The sequence below is a fragment of the Psychrobacter okhotskensis genome, from assembly GCF_013248965.1.
GTDB lineage: Bacteria > Pseudomonadota > Gammaproteobacteria > Pseudomonadales > Moraxellaceae > Psychrobacter > Psychrobacter okhotskensis.
The window spans coordinates 34755-54054 of sequence record NZ_JABRVQ010000019.1 but is presented as its reverse complement, the minus strand read 5'-3'; the positions used below and the strand labels follow the sequence as shown (position 1 = coordinate 54054).

The window sequence follows — 19300 nt, the reverse complement described above, 5'->3', positions numbered from 1 at the left end:
TTATTTTTGAATACGCTTTCGCAGAATACTAAAACCCGAAATTAGAGTTAAATGCGAGCTTAGTCAAGCGCTTAAGCCAAAAAATAACGTATTTATAATAGGCAGATAAGACAACAACTGCTAAGCTTAGCGACTATTTAAGCTTGGCCTAGGACGTTATTTTTATAAGCGTCATCATCAGTGCTATTATTTTATAAAAATGAACATATTCATTAAAATTTTAGCAGCATTCCAATAAATCAAGGCTCATTAGGGTTAATCAGTTATGTCGATGCTAAGTATAGAACCAAGCAATTTATCGCTCAGTCTAACACTCGGATTAACCTTAGGTCTTACTGGCTGCCAGAGTTTGCCTGAGAAGCCACATTTGCCTGAGAGCCAAGCGTTATCAGCGCGTGTTAATGCTTTATATCAGCAAGACAGCAAACCTAAAAATAATGACAGTACTAACAATAAGAATAATGGCGGTGAAAATACGGATCTGGTCGCGGCCATTAGTGAACAGAACAACGTTCACCCTGATTTGTCCGGCTATCATCCGATTGTGACTGGCGCCAATGCTTTTGCTTCGCGCAGTATCCTGACCGGTATGGCCACGCGCAATATCGATGTGCAATATTATATTTGGCACGATGATCAGGCCGGTCAGCTACTTTTAAAAGACTTATGGGAAGCAGCTGAGCGCGGCGTTATCGTGCGCTTATTGCTCGATGATTTTAATAATAACGCCAAGTTTGATCAGCGTTTATTACGTTTTGCCAGCCACCCAAACATCGCGGTGCGCATTATCAATCCGTTAATGCATCGTAAATTTCAGACCTTAAATTTTGTCACGGGCTTACCGCGTATCAATCGGCGTATGCACAATAAGAGCATGACCTTTGATAAGCAAATTACCATTATTGGCGGTCGAAATATCGGTGATGAATATCTAAGTAATAATCAAAATAGCCAATTTGCTGATTTAGATGTGTTACTGATCGGTAAAGTAGTGGCTGATATCGATAATAGCTTTGCTAGCTACTGGTCCTCGCCCATCTCATTTGACATCGAAACGCTGGTAACCGCTGATAAAGGGACAAGTAAAGATTTCTTAGCGTCGTTAGACAAGCTCGATCAAGATGAAAAAAATAATACTCGCAGTAGTTTGGCTGTTTATAAGACCGCCATCGAAGACTCCTCTATCGATACTGATTTAATTAATAAGCAGGTGCCCTTTCGCTGGACGGATATGCAGTTTTTGAGTGATGATGTCGGCAAACTGACCAAAACCGTTCCTGCCAATACCAATTTGGTACATCAGCTGCGTACCTTGCTGGGCACGCCCACCAAGCGCTTGACTATTATTTCATCCTACTTCGTACCAACCAAAGATGGCGTCAAGACGCTGGTACAATTGGCCGAAGCAGGTATTGAAATCAAAATTTTGACCAATTCATTTGATGCAACCGATGTGACGGCGGTGCATTCTGGCTACAGTCAATGGCGTCCCAATTTGCTGCGCTCAGGGGTGAAAATCTACGAGCTTAAGTCCACCGCTGCGGAAGAAAAACGCGAAAACAAACTGTGGAAAGCTCGCAGCCAATCCTCAACCAGCTTACATGCCAAAACCTTTGCTGTGGATGATTATCAGGTGTTTATTGGCTCATACAATGTCGATCCGCGCTCTGCCAATATCAATACTGAAATGGGCGTCATTATTAATGATGAAGAACTGGCAAGCCAGCTACACGGTGCACTCAGCAATGATTTGTTAAATCAGGCGTATGAAGTCAAGTTGCTGGAGAGCGGTGCTTTACAGTGGCATACCATGGAAAATGGTAAAAAAGTGATTTACGATACAGAGCCGCGCGTTGATATGGGTGATCACGTTTGGCTGACCATCATGTCATGGCTGCCAATCGATTGGCTGCTATAGATTATAGGTTCCTTTTAACCAAATTTATAGCGTACTGAATGTCTGTCACTTATTTTAAGAGTCAGTGGCTCAATTAGCCTTCGTATTCAAAAAGCCTTATTTTTATTATGCCGGCAAATCATTATCTATCTATATTGATTTGCCGGTTTTTATTATGGTCGGTTATCTAGATGATGACCGTCTTAACAATCAGTTTACTGTGTGAATGCGTGATCTATTATGCCGTCTCGTTCTCAATATGCTTTGATGTCTGCTAAAGACAAAAATATCGTGATGCTTATCAGCTTTAGCAGCGCGGTGACATTTTTTGACTTTTTGATTTATCTGTACATCGCAGATATCGTCTCGCTTGCTTTTTTTCCGGCTAGTACCAGTCCTACCGTCGCCAAGCTACAAGGGCTTGGCCTCTTTACGGTCGGTTATTTGGCACGGCCACTTGGCGGCATTATTTTTGGTCGTTATGGGGATATCAAAGGTCGAAAGCCCATATTATTTATAAGCTTGCTCGTCACTGCTGCCAGTTTATTAGCGATGGCATGTCTGCCGACGTATGCGCAGTGGGGCTTGGTTGCGCCCGCTTTATTTATTTTACTCAGGCTGGTACAGGGGATGGCTTATGGCCTATATGTACCTTTAGCATGGGTTTTTGTGGCGGAACATGTGCCGCGGCAGTATCTTTCTGTAGGTTGTAGCTATGTAACTGCCAGTTTCTTCGTCGGTGTATTATTTTCTAATGCCTTTTTTAGTTGGCTTACCGGAGCAATGACCCCTGAGCAGTTGACAGATTATGGCTGGCGGCTGCCATTTTTTATCGCCTCAATACTGAGCTTTTTGCCGTTACTTGCGTGGCGATTGATTGGTGAATCACCGTTTTTTATCGCGATGGAAAAATCGAAACCCAAGAGCTATTTTGCCAAGCCGCTTACCCTGCTCTTTAAAAATCACAAACACTCAGTATTTGTCGGCATGATGCTGACGTTGATTATTTCTAGCATTACGACTGTCGTCATTCTTTTATTACCAGAGTTAATCGAATTACGCTTTACTTTAGATACTGATTTGTTTGGATTTTCGCACAGTTTGGGTATTGTTTTTATGATTTTTGGCTGCATATTTTATGGCTTAGTGTCTAATCATGAGAATTTTGGCAAAATTTTGGTTGTTGGTTCTGCCTTGTTAATCGCTCAAATGCTTGCTTTCTTTTATCACTTGCAAGCAGGCGGCGACTATATCTTGATTATGTATGCGCTACTGGGCTTCTGTGCTGGCATTGTCGGTATGGTACCGGCTATTCTTGTGCAACTGTTTCCAACCAATGTGCGCCTTACCGGAATGGCTTTTTGTTATAATATCACCTATGGCATCGTGGGCGTACTTATACCTTTTGGGCTGGGCTATGCCACGTTATTTATCAGTTTTTCACCCGCTCTCTATATCGCCTTTATCGGCTTTATTGGCATTATCATGGGACTGTATTTTTACAACTTACCCCAGTTCAAAAGAATTGATCAGGTGGTCTAGCAAGGGCGTATTGAATATTCGCCCATTGTGCTTACGACACCTGTTGTCTCTATGCAAAACACTCACACTCAAAGAATAAAATATTAAGGCTTATTATCCATGGTTGATATGACCAATAAACGACTCTCAGTTGCCCCCATGATCGATTGGACGACGACGGATTATCGTTATTTTGCGCGACTTTTTAATCCGCACGTCTACTTATATACTGAAATGATCAGTACAGGGGCGCTGATACATGGTAATCGAGCACGGCATCTACGCTTTGACGCGCTCGAGCAGCCTATCGTGCTGCAACTTGGCGGTGCAGATATTGATGAGATGACCCAGTGTGCCGAGTTCGCGCAACAGCATGGTTATGATGAGGTTAATATCAATGTTGGTTGCCCATCGGATCGCGTCCAACATAATAAAATTGGCGCTTGTCTCATGGCCGAGCCAAATATTGTCGCTGACTTGGTCAAACACATGCAAACGGCGGTCGATATCCCAGTAACCGTCAAGCATCGTATTGGTATAGATGATTTTGATAGCTATGAGTTTATGGCAGATTTTGTGCAGATGGTCGCTGCTGCTGGTTGTACGCGCTTTATCGTCCACGCTCGCACCGCATGGCTACAAGGTCTTAGCCCCAAGCAAAATCGCGAAATTCCACCATTACGTTACGATGATGTCTACCGCCTCAAACAAGACTTTCCAGACCTTGATGTCGAGATAAACGGTGGTATCGAGACCGTCGCAGATATTCAAGCGCACTTGCAGCATATAGACGGTGTGATGATTGGCCGCGCCTTTTATCATAACCCTTATCTGCTAGCAGAAGCCAATAGCTTATGGGGTGAGCCTGCACCTAAGCGCTCAGATATATTGGCGCAGCTTTATCCTTATCTAGAAGAGCAACTGGCCAAAGGTGAAGCGCTGCCAACGATGACTCGGCATTATTTAGGATTATTTCAAGGGCTGACGGGAGCTCGCAAATGGCGACAGGCATTGAGTGGCAAACCTAAACTGACGATAGATGACGTTAAACAAGCAGCCGCTGAAGTCTTGGCATTAAACCCTGATGCATAGCTCTTTTTGATTAAGCAAATTCTCTTAAGAAAATTTTGATTAAGCGGTTTGCGCTAAATACTGCCCCATCGCTGCGCCATTATTGACAATGTGAAGCAGCATGGGCAGTAGCAGCGAGCCAGATTTGATACGGGCATAGCAAAATATCAATGCCAGCACCACGATAGTGCTGATTTCATAAACGCCATACTGCAAGTGAATCACCGCAAATATTACACTGGTGACGATACTAGCAATGATCGCCCCGCGCAGCTCTTGACTTGGTGAGGCGACGAATTGCTCAGTAATGGCCGACCATAGGATGCCGCGAAAGACCAGCTCTTCGTATAATGGCGCGACTATCACCATCGCAAATACTAGCAGCCACACTGAGCTGACGGACTGATATAACGGATCGACAAACACCAGTGGCGATTTATCAAGCCAGTAAGTCAGCGCCTGACTGCCAATCATAAATATCAATAATATACCTAGCATCCCAACGCCAAACGCGACTGAAAATGGTTTGAGCGCAAGATAGCGCTGCCAATTACCGCCTTTTAACCGAATCAACATAACGATGAGGGCGACCAGCAATACACCGCCAATCATAATGGACATACTCACGACCGTGCCATTACTGCTGCCATAGAAAAACACATCAGCCACGTTTGCGCTTTTAGCAGCCGGTAGCAGCAGCTTGCCTGCGATATAGACTCCTAGCAGTTGACTGATAAAGAATGCGACGACCATACCTATGGTCAGTAAAAACACTTCCAAGCGTGAAAATAACGGCAAACGCTTAGGCGAGTTTATCAGCCGTTGCTTGGCAGCACTAAAATGATTTGGCATAAAATGGTGACTCAGTGATATAGAGTATCAATGCTGACGACAACTTTATATTAGGACTAGGACACGCCCTAATCTGAGCAGTCAAATAAGTAGCGCGCATGATTTATTTTGGTAGTTGTTGCTTGATTAAGTCCAATACTTGCCGTGACACAGACTCTGGATACTCAAGCGGGAACATATGACCACCCGTATGGGTCGTATAAGGAATACCAAGTCGTGATTTTATTTGCTGCGGGAAACGGCGTTTTAAAAACAAGCTTTCTTCCCCAATAATGAGGGTAACTGGCGGCTTTGGGGCGCGGTTTGGCGTTAGCCAATACCATGAGGGATTGGTTCGAAAGACATCTACCTCAACGGACTTTGGAATCGCTAAGGTCACTTTGCCATCCGCACACTCATGTAAACCGTGCTCAATGTAACCCTGAAAGCTACGCTCATCAAAGTTTTTAAAAAAACCTTTGTGACGCATTTTATCGTAGGCATCTTCGCGGCTATCCCAAACATCGCGGCGGTGCTTAGATACCCCAGCTGGAGATAGCTTATCCATCAAGCGGTTGTTCATCAATGGCAGCCTATCAGCCGTCTTTGCCAAATGCCAAAAAAAGCTGACTTTACCATAAATCCAAGGGGGATCCATTAATACTGCTTGAGCAAAGTGCTGAGGCTCACGGTACAATGCCTGCATGGTACACATAGCGCCCAGCGAATGTCCAACGGCCACGACTTGCGCGACACCATGCTTCTCACAAGTACTTTTCACACTATCGATAATTTGCTGAGTCAGACTGCGCCAGTGATCATCAACTGGATAGTCAGGATTAGTACCTAACATCGCAATATATTCGATCGTAAAAAACTCACTAAGACCTGCAAAAAATGCTTCATAAACCGCGCTTGGCATACCATTGGCATGGGCAAAATGTATCACGGGCTTCCTTGTTTTTTTAGAGACGGGTAGCGCTGCAAAAGTTTGCAAATTGATGTCACTCATAACAAGCTCTCATTGATTTTTATCATTATGGGATATTAAGGCGTGTATTTTATGGTCATTTTCAAAATGAACACATTCTCAAAATAAAGATACGCCCTAAATAGTAGTTACTTTAATAGTAAGAATGCCATTAATAGTCGCTGTGCCATTAATAGTCGCTGTGCCATTAATAGTCATCAAAGATTATAGCATTCAAAAAATGAGCATGGCGAAAGAAAACCAGACCAATTACTGACGTAAATAAAGCACTGCTTGGTTAAAGCAATTTTGACCAACCAAAGGTATTGTTGGCCTCGGTATTTTTTGGACTTGGTATTTTGTGGACTTAATGTTTTTCGAATACGCTATTCCGTTGGAATGCCCATTATCCATAAATTTGTACTGACCAATAATTAAGGCTGAGCATAATAATACGCTCAGCCTTAATTATTGGTCACAGTAAACCTAACACCATAGGCTTAGCGCATTTCTGCATTACCATCGGTTTGTGGCAAAACATCAAGCTTGACGCTTGAGCCGATACCCGCGCCCAACTTAACTGCAAAGCGATCCATAAATAAACTGAACGGATCGGTTGGGGTATAATTGACGACATTATCGAGCTTTAACTGCTTTTCTAAGCTAGAAATACTGCCTTTTTTATCAGCGAGACCTAAGGCAATCGATTGCTCACCAGTCCAGAACAATCCTGAGAACAGTTTATTCTCTTCTGGGTTTTTTAGACGAGCGCCGCGTCCTTCTTTTACCGCATTGATAAAGTGCTTATGAGTATTGGCCAGCACTTTTTCGACATGCTTTTCTTCATAATCGGTAAGCGGGCGCGATAAGCTTAAAATGTCTTTATATTCACCAGCAGTGATAGTGCGATCTTCAACACCGACTTTATCCATCAAGCCTTCGACATTGTAGCTTGGCATAATCACGCCAATAGAACCAACCAAACTTGATGGGTTCACATAAATCTCGTCTGCCGCTGAGGCAATATAATAAGCACCAGAAGCGCCGATATCACCGATCACCGCATAGAGTTTTTTATCTGGATACTCTTGGCGTAGATCCCTCATTGTCTGCCAAATCTCATCAGACTGTACAGGTGAGCCACCAGGTGAGTTGATATCTAGCGCCACTGCTTTTGAGTTATTATTTTCAAAAGCACGCGTCAATGCTTCGTTGACATCATAAGCATTGGCGACATCACCACTACTGATAGTGCCTTGCAACTCAACCACGGCCAAATGTGGCTTGCTGGTATCCATACCGTCAAGAGCTGATGGCGCTTTACTGCTACAGCCACGGCCAAGGGTCAAAAATATCAATAGGATATAACCAAAGGTCAAGAGTTTGAAAAAGATACCCCAGCGGCGCGCACGGCGTTGCTCTACCACACTAGCGAGCAAGGTATTTTCAATCAAGCGCCATTCTTGTCCGCTCGGCTGGCTTGACTGCGGCATCGGCGCTGGCTGATTTGCCGAATTGTCAGGACGTTTGTTAGGGTCTGGTGGCCAGTTGGGCATATAACTTCCTAAGTCAGAAACAATCTAAAACGATAAAAGAGATGATATAGAAAATGAGGTCAGTAAGAAATCAAATTTTCTCACTGTCTCGGTCATCTATATTAATAGGTTACTAAGTATGGTGCCATTTTGGTTGTGGTTCAATAGTGTAACCGTGAAATATCACCCTATTATAACGCTGCTAGGATGAGGACAATTTTTATGGAGTGGTCTCAAAAGCTAATGCTGCTTCTAAGGCGTTATTATCATAGGTTATTGCTTCACTTATTTGCTGACGGCTGATGACCTCAGTCGTTATTTGCGAGGTACTGTGTCCAAGCCAAGTAACATGACTGTCGGTTCTATTATCCTCAAACGACTCAGCTTGGCAGATCAATGCCCACAGTTGCCAAAGACGCTTATGAGTATCCGCATTAACAATAATACGTGATGGCAGTGACTGATCTTGCGCAGTAAGGTGTTGATTGTCTGTTTGCGTACTTTTTGATATAGAAGGTATTGCCTTTATCATTTGCGCGCTAGCAAGCGGTGAATTTAGGGGATCGGCTGCATTATACTGCCGTATATTAATAGGTAACTTGCTATCAATGACAAGCGTGCACTCCCACACACTGGCATCGTCTATCTCACTCCAGCCCGTGATAGCCTCTAATGATAAAGCGCCGTTGGCGAGCTGCCATGAGTCACCTTGCTCACAGCCTTTCGGGCTGATATACGTTTTGTTAGTGATCTGAGCTGAATCATCAGCTTGGCTTGCTTTTCTATAAAACTTCTCTCGATCGAACCATCGATTACTGCGCCCTGCCTGCCAATACTGGCTAATCGGTAGGCGTTGACTTATTTGAGCAACCGTCATCGGCAACAGCTCAGAGGCATTAGGTTTAAATGTATTGCTTGCCTCATGAGTCGTGAGCGTATCCGTCAGTCCTGCACTGGCTGTCTGCACTATAAGCCCTTCTAAACGTTTAATCGATAAGGTGCGCAACTGCTGTTCTAGTGTTGCGGACAGCTTCTCTGCCGTCAAATTACTTGGCATGGTACGCGTAGCATTAGGCCTATGGTCTGCCAAAAATAACCAACTCACGCTATCCTTTGCTGACTGCGCCTTATTATACTTGCCTCCAATGCCCCCAACCTCATTCATTATAGGATATTGCAGCACAGCAGCACTTATATAGCGATCTCCAGTGGGCAAGACATATAAAGTTGGTGACGTAGATAATGACTGCTGGTTGGCATATACCGTCATCATTAATAGCGTTAAAGGCGGTAGTGCCAGCCAACGACTGATAAATCCACGCGGTAATAACCAAGGCAATATTGCCAGCAATACCATCAATAATATCGCCATATTTACTGGCGTATACAACCACGCCTCTGACAGCGCTGGTAATGAAGTCAGCCACCTAATCAAATCATGTAAGCTAGCGACAATGGTACTGACCAGCGCCCAAATACTATCGGCAAGTGCAGGCCATAATAAATAACAAAGCCCTGCTAATAGATTGAGCGGTACGATAACCCAGCCAAATAAACCAATCGCAAATAAATTAATGACCAATCCCCATAGCGAGGCTTTGCCAAACAACAGCAAGGTAATGGGCAGCAGGGCGATAAATAGCCAGCATTGCAGTTTAAAGACCCGCTTGCCTGTGAGCCATGCCTTTCTAAGTAAAATACGGCTATATTTACTATCATCATGAGAGAAAGGTATATCTGATTGCGATAATGCTGAGTTGTTTTGCGCCTGTGAGCCACTATCGTACTTTAGCAAGAGCGCCACAGCGATAAAAGACAGCCAATAACCAGCCTGCCACAGCACATAAGGATCAAGCCATGCCATCAAGACTGCTAGCGCTAATAATACTCGCATCGTACTAATCGGTAGTAAGGTTAATCGTACCAGACCTATCGCCAGTAACATCCATGCGGTTCGCGCTGCCGGCACATCAAAGCCAGTAAATAGCGCATAAATAAAAGCGGCACTGATCATCACCCACCAGCGCACTTGCCAGCGTGGTATGCGACGATATAGGGCTGGATACAGACGATTGAACGATAATACAACTGCTCCTGCCAGCATAATCGCTAAAAACAACACATGAGTGCCAGAGATAGCCAGCAAATGTGAAATACCAGCCAACTGATACAGATCCTTGGTATCACGATTGATCAAGCTGCGATCACCTGTGAGCAAACTTAAAGTGACCGCTTTTGCTTGCTGCGCAGCGGTAGTCTGTCCCGCCCAATCTTGATAAAAATGCTGCCGCAATTGCCAGCGCCCTTGGTCAATCCGAGTACGAAAACGCTTAAGATAGGAATGAGAATTAGCGTCCAGTGCAGACGACTCATCGAGCGCAAAAGGCAAGGTGCTAGTCGCCACTATATTGGCTACCCCATCGATATGACGACCTCGTAACCAGCGATAACTGTCAAAACCAGAAGGGTTATTAATCGCTTGCTCAGAGGTAGCAAGCGCTGCGAGTGTTAGCGTCATAAATAACTGATCACCCGGCTGCAGCTGGTTTACGTCAATCATCTGCGAGCTTTTAGAGCCGCTTTTTGGATAAGCATTGAGTAGCACGCGGTATTTGATGTCGTTAGCAATGTTTTCAGCTTTTTCGTTCAAATCAGCGCCAGCTAAACTATTATTGCTTAGGCTATTATCAATATTTGTAACATAATCGGCCGCAATGCTATCTAATTCCTGAGCCGTTAGCTCAGAGATCAATGGCGACATATGACTAATGGTAGCGATTTGTCGATAGCCGCTATTGGTGACGTCATCATAAACGCTATCGCTAATACCCTCGATAGTAACCAACGCTTGCACACGTATAGGCTCAATAATTTTTGTTGCTTCTGCCCGCTGGTAACCCATCAAAGCTTGTAATGCACTACCAATCACTAACCCTATTGCCAGTATCATTATCAGCGAATAATTGATCATTCGAATGGGGAGTTTAGAGAGAGAAGAACCGTATGGAGAGGTATTTTGAGGAACAGAAGGCTGAGAGAAGTCGCCTTGAGAAGAAAGCTTATGGACGTCCACTGAGCTTATAGACAGAGCTTGACGCTGGTTAATAGCTATCAAAATAATAGCGACGATGACTAATAGTAGCGGTAACAACGTAGTGGCGCCGCTCATAGCTATTAACGAGTTAAATGGTATCGCCATACTATCTGCGACTGCCAACACCCCCATCATAGCGATAATCACTAAACTGCCAAGTAACCAGTACACCAGCGCTCCTTACTTGATGAGCTGAACGTTAAAATACGACCAATTTTGCTTGAGTGTTGCCAGTCAAAAACGGGCGGGAATCTATAGCTTCACGCTAGCAATAAAGACTGTCATTAGAGCGTGTACTCATGTTGAAAATAGTGATAAAAATGAGATAAATGGTAACAAAACAAGAAAAGTAGCGCGGATAATATCAGGATATTGTCCAGCTATTTAACGCCATTTGGCAAGATTTGGCCATTTTTTAACCCTTTAGTCGCTACCATTCAGATCGAGGCCACGCCCTCGCCCAGCAATAGCATTTATTTTTTTATTACCCTATACTCACGGGACATATTGCAATACTGATTATTCAATACCATTACTTTGTTTTTCTGATACTATTCCTACCCGTATTTTATTCCTAATATCTCTTTATATCAGCCCATCAATGTGATTGAACCAGCGGTTGATAACGATTAAAGGCGATGCTGTGTCCCAAAAACGTCTTAAAAACTTGCTGCCCACACCAGAGAAAATTCTAGAAAGCCGCATTTTAAAATTATTTGCACCGCATTTGGCTGATCCGCGCTTATGGCATTTTAACCGGCACAGCTTAAATAAAGCGGTCTATATCGGCGTGCTCAGTGCATTTTTTCCGCTACCCGGACAGATGTTATTAGCATTAATTGGCTCGCTAATTTTTCGTGCCAATGTCCCTATGGCGCTTGGTTTAACTTGGATTACCAACCCTGTCACTAGCCTACCTATCTTTTACGCTGGTTACTACATCGGTGCCAAAATTCTTGACGTGCCGATGATCAGTTTACGGCTTATTGGCAGAATGATTGCTGACTTTAGCTTATGGGCACTATCTGATGGTGCCAACCCCTTTATCACATATCAAGGCACTGTATCGTTAACCGCATTCTGTGTGGGTATCACTATCCTTGCCGTCATTACTAGCATCGTTTGTGGCTTGGCATTTAAGGCAATTTGGCGTTATAAAACCGTCACCAGCTGGCAAAAACGCCAACACAAACCTATCGACAAGACACCTAAACGCTGATGGATGCTTTCAATACAGCGCTTAGGCATTTTGATCAATCGTCTTCTTTCTCTTTCTCTATTGCCGCAATGACATTGTCTGTAAATCTGCTATCCATCTCAAATATATCGATCACTTGTTCATCTTTGAGCAGCGTATAGCGTTTGCCAGTGGCGCTGTCTTGTGCTTTTAGATCGTAATCAACGCCCGCAAGCGTAATAGCATCAAAAACTGGGGTAAGCAGTTCAATCTGCGCCTGCCTATCAATGGTGTCAAATAGGGTTGGATCCATATAGGGTTTTAATGGTTCATTGCCCTCTTCCGCACTGCCGAAAGCAGCGATTGGATCTTCATCTTCGTTCATTGTATTTATCCTTGTAACGTGAGACAGGACTACTGTCGTCAATGTTATATAAATCGACTACATTAGGGCGTGTCCTCATTTTAAAAATGGTCATAAAAATAAGATAAATTGCCGTCAAACGAGGAAAATAGCGCAAATAATATCGAGATATTAATCAGCTATTTGACAATGTTTGGCAAAATTTAGCCATTTTTAGTCCATTTAGATATAAGCGTTTGAATTGAGGACACGCTCTAGGCAAATGGTACGGTTAAACAGTTTCGACGCATTAATACTGTTCCCAATGACCATTACGTAGCAACATTTGGCGATCTGCCAGCGCCGCCAAGTTACGGTCATGGGTCACCATCAATAGTGCTGTTTGCATGGTACTTTGCAGCTCTGATAACAAGCCAAAAACACTTTGTGCATTGTCATAATCCAAGTTGCCTGTTGGCTCATCTGCCAATATGAGCGAGGGTTTGGTGACGAGGGCACGGGCAATGGCCACGCGTTGACGCTCACCGCCTGACAGCTCGCCTGGCCTGTGCGCCAAACGATGCTCCAGACCAACGCTTTCTAGGATGGCAATCGCTTGGTCTCTTGCCTCAGTCGTCGATACTTTAGGGCGCAGCAGCAGTGGCATCGCGACGTTTTCAATCGCTGTAAACTCTGCTAACAGATGATGAAATTGATAAATAAACCCTAGGTGCTTGTTACGCATCGCCCCGCGTTCAGTCTCATTCATGCTGTTTAACAACTGACCATGCAGCCAGACTTCACCACTGGTTGGCGTATCCAATCCGCCCAGCAAGTGTAGCAAGGTGCTTTTTCCTGAGCCACTGGTGCCAACGATAGCGATGCGCTCGCCAGCATTGACGGTCAAATCCAAGCCTGTCAATACTTGGGTACTAACCGCGCCTTCATCATATATCTTATTGATATTGGTCGCCTTTAAAATGGCAGACATAGCACTTCCTTTATTTTATTGATACCGATATTCATGATTTTTTAATCTGGCTAACACTTATCACCTGCAGCATAGTTGCTTAAAACGAGGCTATTCTCACTCTAATGGCTTCTCATTTTAATGATAACTATGCCTCGCTTGAGTATCAATTACTCATAACGCAACGTTTGCGCAGGTTGAATTTTAGCCGCTCGGCGCGCTGGATAAATAGTGGCCAAAAAGCTCAATACAAATGACGCACCAGTGATCAATATCACATCCGTTAAGCGCAGCTGTGATGGTAGATAATTAACGAAGTAAGCATCGAAGAGATTAAGACCGAAGGCTTGATTAATGAAGCCTAAGATATCGCTCACTGTCAACGCAAATATCACACCCAAAATCGTACCTGCAATCGTACCAATAAAGCCGATGACCACGCCTTGTACCATAAAGACCTGTGTAATCAGACGAGGAGATGCCCCAAAAGTCTTTAGAATCGCAATATCAGCTTTTTTATCGGTGACCAGCATGACCAGACTTGAGACAATATTAAATGCTGCCACTAGGATAATTAAGAACAGTAGCAACCCGACCATGGCTTTTTCCATTTGGATCGCCCCAAATAGATTGCCGTGCGTTTGCGTCCAGTCATTTGGATAGAGGCGATCAGGAGCAATCGCAGCCGCTTTTTGGGCAGCAATGGGCGCGGTAAAGATATCGTTTAGCTTCATACGGATACCTTGAGCGCCATCGGGGAGGCGGAGCAACTTACCGGCATCACTCATCGGGATAAAGGCCATGAGGCTGTCCACTTCTGGGCTGATACTGAAAATACCCGTCAAGGTAAAACGCTTAAAGCGCGGTATCACACCAGCCGGTGATGGCGATGCTTCTGGCAACACCAAAGTCACCTTATCACCGATGCTCAAGCCCAACGATTGCACCATCTCTTCACCCAGCACAATACTGAAATCACCCGCTTGTAGAGTATCGATACTGCCTTCAGTCATGTGATCGTTAATGATCGAGACGTTTTTTTCGTACTGAGGATCGACACCAGTGACCATGATACCTGCCACTTGACCATTCGAGGTCAGCATGCCTTGCAGCTGAATAAAGGGCGCGACGGCAGCGACTTCTGGATCTTCTTTAATACGATCAGCCAATTGCTCCCAATCACCAATCACCTCGGTTGAGATAACGGTTGCTTGCGGCACCATGCCCAAAATACGGGTCTTTAACTCACGGTCAAAACCATTCATCACCGACAAAACCGTAATCAATACGGCAACCCCAAGGGTCAAACCTATCATCGAGATCAGCGATATAAAGGAGATAAAGCCATTACTACGCTCTGCTCGGGTGTATCGTAAGCCGATAAATAACGCTAAAGGACGAAACATATTCAAACTCTTTATCTTATCTACGTGCGACTTTTATATGCGCCAAAACGAGCAGCGACAAACGCCCTATAGAGTGCGCCTGCCATACCAACATATAAATTGAACACAAAAATAGGGTTTAAAACAGGCCAAATTTGGCCATCAAAAGGGAGCTAGTTTGACACAATTTGGCGGATATGTGCCAGTCATTAGCAAAAACTGCGCGTATTTTTTGCCAAAAAACCGGGTTTTGTTATTATTTTTTATGAGGGGCTTGCTATTACTTGCGTCTATACCTATATATTGTATGCTAAGGACAATTGTCAATAACCCCTCCTTGTTGTTTGCTGACCCTATACTGCCGACATTGCTAGCTATCTTAGACCAATGATTATAAATATTGGATGCTAGATGAGCAATGTCAGCGTTAGGTCCAAACCTCATCGCTGACTTAAGTTTGAGTATTTTCATGACCATTAATTATCAATATAAAAACATCCAATCTCCTACCAAAATCACCTTATCTGACGAGCAAGCTGCCGGTCATGCCGATCATTGGCGTATTTTAACCGATGATATGAGTCATGATGTGCCAGAGTGGCTGCAAAAGATGATCGAAAAGGCGGCCATGCCGAAAGGTCTCAACCCCAACGTCAGCGCCAAAGACAGTTGCTTGTTGCTATCTGAAGACCAACCTTGCCACATCAACCAAGTGCTGGCGATGAAAGACGGTAAGCCCGAATGCTTTATCAACGCCTATCCATGTGTCGACAGTCCTTATGGGCTACATTGCAAAATCGAGCGTATCATTGCCAACGACAACTCACACGACGCAGTACTGCGTTTGCGCACGGCTGACGGCAGTATTATTTATGCCTTTGATCAGCTTTATACCGCCAACCGTCATTTGTATCAACGCGATACGTCTTACTTCGTGAATTTTAGTGCTTGGGCACATGAAATCAAGCTAAGCGAGCAGCACGAAGTTATTATGGTAGAAGATCAAGAAGCCATTCGCTACCATCGTGCCTTTAACGATATCGTCGCCGCCAATGATGGTCAAATACCGGATGATCTACAAGAGCAAATCAAAGAATGGAAGCCTAAAACCAAAGAACAAATGGCCCCTGTAGAGATTAATTTGGGTCATATGTGTGCTTATCTGTTCGGTGATACTTTGGGACAAGAAGATGAAGCATGGTGTCAAGGTCAAGTGCTTGGCAAGCAAGAGACACTCTTTAATAGCAAACCTATCATTTTATTTGATGTGGTGATATTGCGCGAGCAAGATGCTGATCCATTCGTGGTGCGTATTGGTGCGCTCAAGACGGCACAGACCGCTTCTATTAAAGTACATGACTATGTACAAGCAAATGTCTGGCTACAAGCAGCCATTTATAAAGAGAACCAAAAATCACAAAATGCGACATCACAATCAAAAGCCAGCTAATGAGTTAATAGGCTTTTATTACTAGGGCGTGTCTTCATTTTGAAAATGATGATAAAAATAAAATAAATTGTAGCCAAACAAAGAAAATAGCGCAGATAATATCAAAATATTGACCAGCTATTTGACACAGTTTGTCAAGATTTGGCTATTTTTGGCTTATTTATTCGCTTTCGTTCAGATTGAAGACATGCCCTAACCCGTTATCGCGACAATCGTCAATTGCTATTTACCACCCATAAAAAAGCCCCTAATTCTATATTAGAGGCTTTTTTTGTTTAGCTTAAACCCAATCAAAAACAATCGACTAAAGAAATGCTAGGCTTAAGCCATAGTCGTCATCGATTTAATACGGTTGTACAATTCTTTTTGCTCCGCACTTGGGCGTGCAGTTTGTACCGCCATCAGTTGTGACATATCGCCTTCGACGCGAATTTTACCACTCATAAATGCACCCATGATTTCATTGGTGTCAAAGTCGGTAATGATAGACTGCAAAATACTACGGTCAAGCAATAGTGTGGTCGTCGCACTATCATTCAAGCCGCGATGCAATAGGCCATCAGCAAAGTTAGCTTCGATATCCTTATCAGTGTCAGACACTTTTAGATTGATAATCATGTTGGCCAGCGCAGGTGGCAAATTTAGCTCACCAGCTTCGCTACCTAACTTCTCAACGTCGTCGAACCATGCATCTGTCAAAAAAACTGCCATATTATTGTCCTTAATGAATAGGGTGCTAGGCTAACCGTATTAATTACTGCCGCCCAATCGTATTCAAGTGATTAAAATCGTTATTGTGCCATCGTTATGATAACAATGTGTAGAAAATCTACTATCGATACTTTTCAATCTCATTATAAAGGGCGATTTGATGATAAGTAAAACCTATTTATAAGGCTAGTGTTGCAATTGTTACAAAAATTTTCCTGTACTTTACAAGTATACCTTGTAAATCGTATTGTTTCGGCCTCTAGAATAGTTCTGAAATTGGGTATAAAATGAGCCAATAGCAGTGCAATAATAAGTTGTCTACGCAGAGTTTTACCAAAGAGTTTGTATTTTGCCGCATAGTTCTGATGATATTTCATTAGGATTGCGTTACAATACCCTTAAACAGAGTCGGGAGTTTTAACTAAACATTACGTTAACCTGTTTTTTTGTCAGCCACCGCTAGCATACATCAATGGTTAATGACGTTTTATTGCCAGATGGATACCAGTATTTATCTTCGTTAGTACTGTTGTTTTTAGTAACAATTAAGATAAATCCTTAACATCGCTAGATGTTTGATGCTTATATACGGTGCCACTCTTTATTTACCTTAACGAGTTATTAACAATCCTACTATCAACTGGTTGTAAGCGCTGCGTGTTTCTAGCGCTACCCTCTTCCTCTTTGCATCAACTGATACTAAATGGAAGCTTAGCTTGATAGTTAATAACTCTAAGATAATAAATGAGTCAAAGAACAGCATGTACCGCAATGATTATCTGCCTGCACCGGTTTAGTTGCTACAGATAACGCGGAGAGTTAGTTAATTCTGTTGATCATTCAGGCTGTAAAGGAATCATCCAATGAGTTTACAAAAAACAGCAGTCACCCCAGTTGATGGTGAGTATGAAATCACTATCGTAAGATTTTTTACTATCATGACCTTGGTATGGGGCATCGTCGGCATGAGCCTTGGTGTGTTCATTGCGTCAGAGTTGGTTTGGCCAGCTCTTAATGCTGACATTCCATGGATAACATTTAGTCGTTTAAGACCACTGCATACCAATTCCGTTATTTTTGCGTTCGGCGGCTGTGCCCTATTCGCAACTTCTTATTACATTGTCCAAAAGACTTGTAAGACGAGGTTATTTGCCCCCTACCTTGCGTGGTTTACCTTTTGGGGATGGCAAGCGGTTATCGTATCCGCTGTTATTACTCTACCACTGGGTTTGACCTCGACTAAGGAATATGCTGAGCTTGAGTGGCCGATTGATATTTTGATTGCTTTGGTATGGATATCCTATGCTATCGTCTTCTTCGGTACTCTCGTCAAGCGTAAAACCTCTCATATCTATGTCGCCAACTGGTTCTTTGCAGCCTTTATTATTACGATTGCACTATTGCATATTGTTAACAGTATGGCTATTCCAGTTAGCGCCTTTAAGTCTTATTCGCTATTTGGTGGCGCAACTGATGCCATGGTGCAGTGGTGGTGGGGACATGGTGCGGTAGGCTTTTATCTCACGGTAGCGTTCTTGGGAATGATGTATTACTTTGTCCCTGTGCAGATTGGTCGTCCTATTTATTCATACCGCTTGTCTATCGTTCACTTTTGGGCATTGATTGCTTCATATATGTGGGCTGGTGCTCACCATTTACATTATTCAGCGCTACCAGACTGGACACAGTCATTAGGGATGGTATTTTCTATTATTCTATTCGCACCTTCTTGGGGTGGTATGATTAATGGTGTACTGACTTTGTCAGGCAGCTGGGATAAATTGCGTACCGATCCGATTATTCGCTTTATGATTGTAGCTTTGTCATTCTATGCCATGTCTACATTTGAAGGCCCAATGATGGCTATTAAAACGGTAAACGCATTATCACATAATACAGATTGGACGATTGGTCACGTACACTCAGGTGCGCTTGGCTGGGTAGGTATGATAACTATTGGTTCATTATACGTTTTACTACCACGTATTTATAATAAGCCAAAAATGTACTCTATCAGCTTAATCACCACCCATTTCTGGCTAGCGACTGCAGGTACTATCTTCTATATCGTCTCAATGTGGATTTCAGGTATCGGCCAAGGCATGATGTGGTTGGCTACTAATCCAGATGGTACTTTAGTATATAGTTTTGTTGATACGGTTGAGTTCTCACATTTTCCCTATATGGGTCGTGCTTTTGGTGGTTTGCTGTATGTATCAGGCATGTTCGTAATGGCTTATAATTGCTATCGTACGATCAAGATGCCAGAAGGTAAACCTATAGATATCGCTGATCCCACGGATCACGAACCTAGTGTCGATAAAACCTCGACAGCTAACGTATAA

At 43.4% G+C, this 19300-nt stretch carries 14 protein-coding genes; 6 read left to right on the top strand and 8 right to left on the bottom strand.

The window, feature by feature from the left end; all coding sequences use genetic code 11:
- Positions 1 to 265: 265 nt before the first annotated feature.
- From HQR03_RS10010 to dusA, 3 genes are all read left to right on the top strand, one after another.
- Positions 266 to 1918: a phospholipase D family protein gene (locus tag HQR03_RS10010; protein ID WP_173240070.1), complete on the top strand. Its 1653-nt coding sequence runs from the start codon at positions 266 to 268 to the stop codon at positions 1916 to 1918.
- Positions 1919 to 2137: 219 nt separating this feature from the next.
- Positions 2138 to 3439 (top strand): MFS transporter, encoded by a 1302-nt coding sequence (locus tag HQR03_RS10005; RefSeq protein WP_025651281.1) that lies wholly within the window; start codon positions 2138 to 2140, stop codon positions 3437 to 3439.
- A gap of 99 nt (positions 3440 to 3538) precedes the next feature.
- Complete coding sequence (gene dusA / locus HQR03_RS10000; RefSeq protein ID WP_173240069.1) at positions 3539 to 4510, top strand: tRNA dihydrouridine(20/20a) synthase DusA; 972 nt, start codon at positions 3539 to 3541, stop codon at positions 4508 to 4510.
- Between the two features lie 39 nt (positions 4511 to 4549).
- On the opposite strand, the gene HQR03_RS09995 is transcribed toward dusA, so the two are convergent.
- The 4 genes from HQR03_RS09995 to HQR03_RS09980 all read right to left on the bottom strand — a co-directional run bounded on the left by HQR03_RS09995 (position 4550) and on the right by HQR03_RS09980 (position 11090).
- Positions 4550 to 5341 (bottom strand): CPBP family intramembrane glutamic endopeptidase, encoded by a 792-nt coding sequence (locus HQR03_RS09995; protein WP_173240068.1) that lies wholly within the window; start codon positions 5339 to 5341, stop codon positions 4550 to 4552.
- A gap of 103 nt (positions 5342 to 5444) precedes the next feature.
- Complete coding sequence (locus tag HQR03_RS09990; protein WP_173240067.1) at positions 5445 to 6332, bottom strand: alpha/beta fold hydrolase; 888 nt, start codon at positions 6330 to 6332, stop codon at positions 5445 to 5447.
- Positions 6333 to 6790: 458 nt separating this feature from the next.
- Entirely contained in the window at positions 6791 to 7846 is a 1056-nt protein-coding gene (sppA, locus tag HQR03_RS09985; protein WP_025651285.1) for a signal peptide peptidase SppA, read from the bottom strand.
- A gap of 199 nt (positions 7847 to 8045) precedes the next feature.
- A complete protein-coding gene (locus HQR03_RS09980; RefSeq protein ID WP_173240066.1) occupies positions 8046 to 11090 on the bottom strand; it encodes a ComEC/Rec2 family competence protein in 3045 nt (1014 codons plus the stop codon).
- 472 nt (positions 11091 to 11562) lie between these two features.
- Between HQR03_RS09980 and HQR03_RS09975 the strand changes: the two genes are divergently transcribed.
- Positions 11563 to 12138 carry a DUF2062 domain-containing protein gene (locus HQR03_RS09975; RefSeq protein WP_025651287.1) on the top strand — a complete coding sequence of 192 codons (576 nt, stop codon included), beginning with the start codon at positions 11563 to 11565 and terminating at the stop codon, positions 12136 to 12138.
- A gap of 34 nt (positions 12139 to 12172) precedes the next feature.
- Here HQR03_RS09975 and HQR03_RS09970 read toward each other — a convergent pair whose 3' ends face one another.
- From HQR03_RS09970 to HQR03_RS09960, 3 genes are all read right to left on the bottom strand, one after another.
- On the bottom strand, positions 12173 to 12481 hold the full coding sequence (locus HQR03_RS09970; RefSeq protein ID WP_025651288.1) for a hypothetical protein: 309 nt from the start codon (positions 12479 to 12481) through the stop codon (positions 12173 to 12175).
- Between the two features lie 268 nt (positions 12482 to 12749).
- Positions 12750 to 13430: a lipoprotein-releasing ABC transporter ATP-binding protein LolD gene (gene lolD / locus HQR03_RS09965; protein WP_101210967.1), complete on the bottom strand. Its 681-nt coding sequence runs from the start codon at positions 13428 to 13430 to the stop codon at positions 12750 to 12752.
- A 149-nt stretch (positions 13431 to 13579) separates the two neighbouring features.
- Positions 13580 to 14815: a lipoprotein-releasing ABC transporter permease subunit gene (locus HQR03_RS09960; protein ID WP_025651290.1), complete on the bottom strand. Its 1236-nt coding sequence runs from the start codon at positions 14813 to 14815 to the stop codon at positions 13580 to 13582.
- Positions 14816 to 15263: 448 nt separating this feature from the next.
- Here HQR03_RS09960 and HQR03_RS09955 point away from each other — a divergent pair, with 448 nt between their 5' ends.
- Entirely contained in the window at positions 15264 to 16244 is a 981-nt protein-coding gene (locus tag HQR03_RS09955) for a hypothetical protein (RefSeq protein ID WP_173240065.1), read from the top strand.
- Positions 16245 to 16565: 321 nt separating this feature from the next.
- Here the strand turns inward: HQR03_RS09955 and HQR03_RS09950 are convergent, their stop codons facing one another.
- Positions 16566 to 16955, bottom strand: a complete 390-nt coding sequence (locus tag HQR03_RS09950) for an SCP2 sterol-binding domain-containing protein (RefSeq protein ID WP_173240064.1) — start codon at positions 16953 to 16955, stop codon at positions 16566 to 16568.
- Positions 16956 to 17818: 863 nt separating this feature from the next.
- Between HQR03_RS09950 and ccoN the strand changes: the two genes are divergently transcribed.
- A complete protein-coding gene (ccoN, locus tag HQR03_RS09945; protein WP_173240063.1) occupies positions 17819 to 19300 on the top strand; it encodes a cytochrome-c oxidase, cbb3-type subunit I in 1482 nt (493 codons plus the stop codon).